At 72.6% G+C, this 3,861-nt stretch carries 3 protein-coding genes; all 3 read right to left on the reverse strand.

Annotated elements, in window-relative coordinates:
- Nucleotides 1-731 (reverse strand): cysteine peptidase family C39 domain-containing protein (locus tag VFE05_05615; protein HET6229539.1); only part of this gene is annotated, 731 nt, incomplete at its 3' end.
- A gap of 274 nt (nt 732-1,005) precedes the next feature.
- Nucleotides 1,006-2,265, reverse strand: a complete 1,260-nt coding sequence (locus VFE05_05620) for an NHLP bacteriocin system secretion protein (protein ID HET6229540.1) — start codon at nt 2,263-2,265, stop codon at nt 1,006-1,008.
- A gap of 52 nt (nt 2,266-2,317) precedes the next feature.
- Nucleotides 2,318-3,861 (reverse strand): TolC family protein (locus VFE05_05625; protein HET6229541.1); only part of this gene is annotated, 1,544 nt, incomplete at its 5' end.

The following is a 3,861-nucleotide window of genomic DNA, read 5'->3' on the forward strand; positions in this document are numbered from 1 at the left end:
TTGGTTTCCAGCCGCAGCAGGTAGCGCTGCTGGAGCCACGTGAGCCCGGCGGCGGCCAGCGCGGTCACCCCCATCAGCGCGAGGAGCGGCTTGACCCAGGCGGACAGCTCGCCCACCAGCACGTCGTCCACGAACACGCGCGAGAAGACCGGGACCACCAGGCCGGGGACCACGAGGGCGAGGCCGGCGAGCACCACGAAGAGCAGCGCCAGCCGCGAGCCGCGCAGGCGGCTGGAGAGCGCGGCGGCCAGGCTGGGCGCCGCGCCGCCGCGCACGAAGGTGTCGCCGCGCTCGAAGACGAGGGCGACGCCGGTGAACGCCTCGTCGAACTCGGCTTCGGTGACGGTGCGCGGGCCGGTGCCGGGATCGTTCAGGTAGGCGAGGCCCTTCCCGAAGCCCTCCAGCACCACGAAGTGGTTGAAGTTCCAGTGGACGATCATGGGAGCCGGCAGCTCCTTGAGCTGCTGCGGCTCCTTCTTGTAGCCCTTGGCGACCAGGCCGTAGCTGCGCGCCGCCTTGACGATGTTGCTCGCCTTGCTGCCGTCGCGCGAGATGCCGCAGGCCAGGCGCAGCTCCTCCAGCGGCACCACGCGGCCGTGGTGCGCCAGGATCATCGCCAGCGATGCCGCGCCGCACTCCACCGCCTCCATCTGGAGGATCGTGGGGGCGCGCTTCCGCCCCTGGCCCGCCGTGCCCACGCGGGGGAGCACGCGCAGGAAAGGCAGCCGCAACCGCCGCCGCGTCGAAGGCGGCGGGCTCGCCGGCGGAGGGGGCGATGCCGGGGGCGGCGTGGACGGTGTCGGCGGAGTGGACGGTGCCGCGGCCGCGCTCACGCGTTCCTCCCGCTCACGCCGCATCCGGCCAGGGCCGAGTTCGTTCGACGGATCGTCCCGACTCGATACATGCTCTCCGCGGAAGGCATGGGCGTGGTCTTCCGGCTGTCGATGCCCTCGCGCCGGCGCTCGAACGGCGGCGCCGGACGCACCGCATCTCCCGTTCGCATCGTCACACGCCCGCCGAGCTGCGGAGGATGGGCAGCACCATCTCGATGGGGCGGCGTTCCACCAGGGTGATGAACGCCTTGCACAGCGTGCCGCTCTGGATCTCCGTTGGCGGGCCGCCGGGGGAAGACCAGCGGTAACGGCTGTGCGTGTCGGGGTCGGGGATGAGGTCGGCGTGCACCTCGTACGGGGCGCCGCCGCCGGCCAGCGCGGTCACCAGCGCGTCGTTCTTGAGGATGCGCGACATGCCCTGCGCCGTGGCGGGGAAGTCGGAGACGTACGTCACGGTGCCCAGGACGTAGCCGTACTCCTCCTGCCGCACGGTGGACGGGGAGATCTGGATGCGCATCCCCGGCCGGATCTTCTTGCCCTGCGTGGAGGGGACGTAGATGACGGCCTCCAGGCTCTTCACCGTCTTCCCCGCGAGGTCCATCCGCAGCACCGGCTCGCCGCGGTTGATGACGTGGCCCTGCTCGGTCATCACCTCCAGCACGCGGCCGGTGTAGGGCGAGACGACCTCGGAAGAGCGGCGAAGCTCCTCCTCCTGCCGCCGCAGCCCCATCTCCGCCTCGTTGATCTTGAGCTGGCTCGCCAGCACCTCCTGCTGCTTCTTCTCGCGCAGAGTGGTCTGGTCCACCAGGTTCTGCTGCAGCTGGTTGCGGTTGGCGCGCACGTCCTTGTCGGCGGCGTCGTACTGTTGTTTGGTGGTGAGCAGCGTCTGCCGGGTGATGAGGCCCTGCGTGACCAGCCGGTCCTGGTTGGCGATCTTCTCGCGCAGCCAGCCCAGGTCCTCCTCGCCGGCGTGGATGGCCTGGGTGAGGTTCACGCGCTGCTGGGCCAGGTACTGCGACTGCATCTGCACCTCGCGGCTGCCGAACTCCACCAGCTGCCGGTGCTGCACGCGCAGGTCCTCCAGGCTGGCGCGCGCGCCGGAGACGGCGGCCATCAGGTCCGGCTGGGCGATGCGGGCCACCACCTGCCCCTCGTTCACCACCTCGCCCACCCGCACCGCCACGTCGGCCACGCGCCCGCTGCCCAACGGCACCACCTCGAACACGCCGCCGGACTTCACCAGGATGCCGTCGCCGCCCACCTTCTCGGGCACGCTGCCCACCACGCCCCACACCACGCCGGTGACGATGAGCAGAGACAGCGCGGCCAGCGCCACCCAGCCGCGCGGCGTGGTGACCTGTACGAGCTGATCCAGCTGCTCGGGCGAGGAGAGGCGGTCCAGCGAGACCTTGCGGAAGACGGTGCTCTGCATCTGGGGTCCTGCGGATGTGGAAGGGAGGAGCGCGCCCGGCGGGCGGCGGCTCTTACTGGTGCGCGGCCGCCGCGGCCGTGGGCACCGTGGTCAGCGCGGCCAGCCCGGCCGTGGGCTCGGCGCCGGCGAAGTCCACCAGCGTGCCGGTTTCGAAGCGAAGCTGGGCGACGGCCTGGGCGTAGCGGAAGCGGGCGTTGATCTGCTGCACGAGCGCGTTGGTGAGCCCGTCCTCGGCCTGGAGCACGTCGAAGAGGGTGGACATCCCCAGGCCGAACTTCTGCTTCTCGCTCTCCAGCGCGGTGCGGTACAGGCCGGCCGCCTGGTCTGACATCTCCAGCTCCGCGCGGCTGTGCGCCAGCGCCTGCGTGGCGACGACCACGGCGGAGCTGACCTGGCGGCGCAGCTCGGCCGCGTTCACCTCGCGCTGCTCGTACGCGGCGCGGGTCTGCTGCGCCACGCCGCGCGCGGCGCCGTCCAGCGCGCCGGGCGCGTAGCCGACCTGCACGGCGGCGGTCCACCCGGCGAGGTTGCCGTAGAACGGGGTGAAGAGGCGGCCCACGGCGTCGCCGCGCTGCGCGCCCGTGTAGCCCACGTCCACCGAGAGATCGAACCGCGAGTGCAGCGCGTCGCGGGCGCCCGCGAGCTGCTGCTGCGCGGCCGTGCGCTGCTCCGCCGCCGCGGCCAGGTCACCGCGGTTCGCCAGAGCGGCGACCACCAGCGGCACGGGGTCGATGCGCATCTCCGTCCCACGTGCCGACGGGAAGTCGGTCGCGGGGGGCGGCAGGGCGACGATGCGGTCCAGCGGCAGGCCCAGCGCGATGCCCAGGCGGTGCTGCGCCTCCACCAGCGACTGCTCGCCCTCGATACGCGTGGCGGACTTGTAGGCGAGGTTGGCCTGAAGCTGGTTGAGGTCCGCCGGCGGGCGCTCCTCGGCATTGACGAGGATGCGCGTCTCCTCCACCAGGCGGCGGGCGCGCTGCTCGGACTCGGTGAGGACCGCGAGCTGGCGGGTGGCGGCCACGTAGTTCCAGTACGCCTCCACCGCGTCGAGCGCCACCTGCGCCGTGGTGTGCTGAAGCCCGTGTACGCTGGCGCGATACGAGCTTTGCGCTGCGCGCTCGTCGGCTCCGGCGATGCGTCCGCGACCTCGCATGAGGGGGACGAGGAAGTTGACGCCCGCGGTGGCGCTGTTCGCGGCGCCCGCGCCGTACTTCGACCCGTCCAGGCGCTCGGCGCTGATCTCGGGCGTGACGGCCACGCCCCAGCGCGTGCGCTGCTGCACCTTAGCGCTGTATACCGTGGTGCGGGTGAGGATGTTGGCCGCGGCCGCGCTGTCGCCGGCCACGTCCATGGCGCGCGTGCTGCCCAGCGACGTGGCGAGCTGCGGGTGGAAGGCGCTGGAGGCCACCAGCACGCCGCCTTCGCTGGCGCTCACGTCGCGGCGCGCCAGCTCCACGTTGGGGCTGGAGCCCAGGGCGATGCGCACGGCGTCCAGCAGCGACAGCGAGTCGGCGCGGGGGGCTTGGGCGCGGAGCGGGCCGGCGCAGAGCGTGAGCCCCGCGGCGGCGAGGACGATGGGGATGCGGCAGGGCCGCG

The organism is Longimicrobiaceae bacterium (assembly GCA_035696245.1).
In the GTDB taxonomy this organism is placed as follows: domain Bacteria; phylum Gemmatimonadota; class Gemmatimonadetes; order Longimicrobiales; family Longimicrobiaceae; genus DASRQW01.

Excerpts from the sequence above, each read along its gene's own strand:
- VFE05_05620 (HET6229540.1), bottom strand. The coding sequence starts at position 2,265 with ATGCAGAGCACCGTCTTCCGCAAGGTCTCGCTGGACCGCCTCTCCTCG.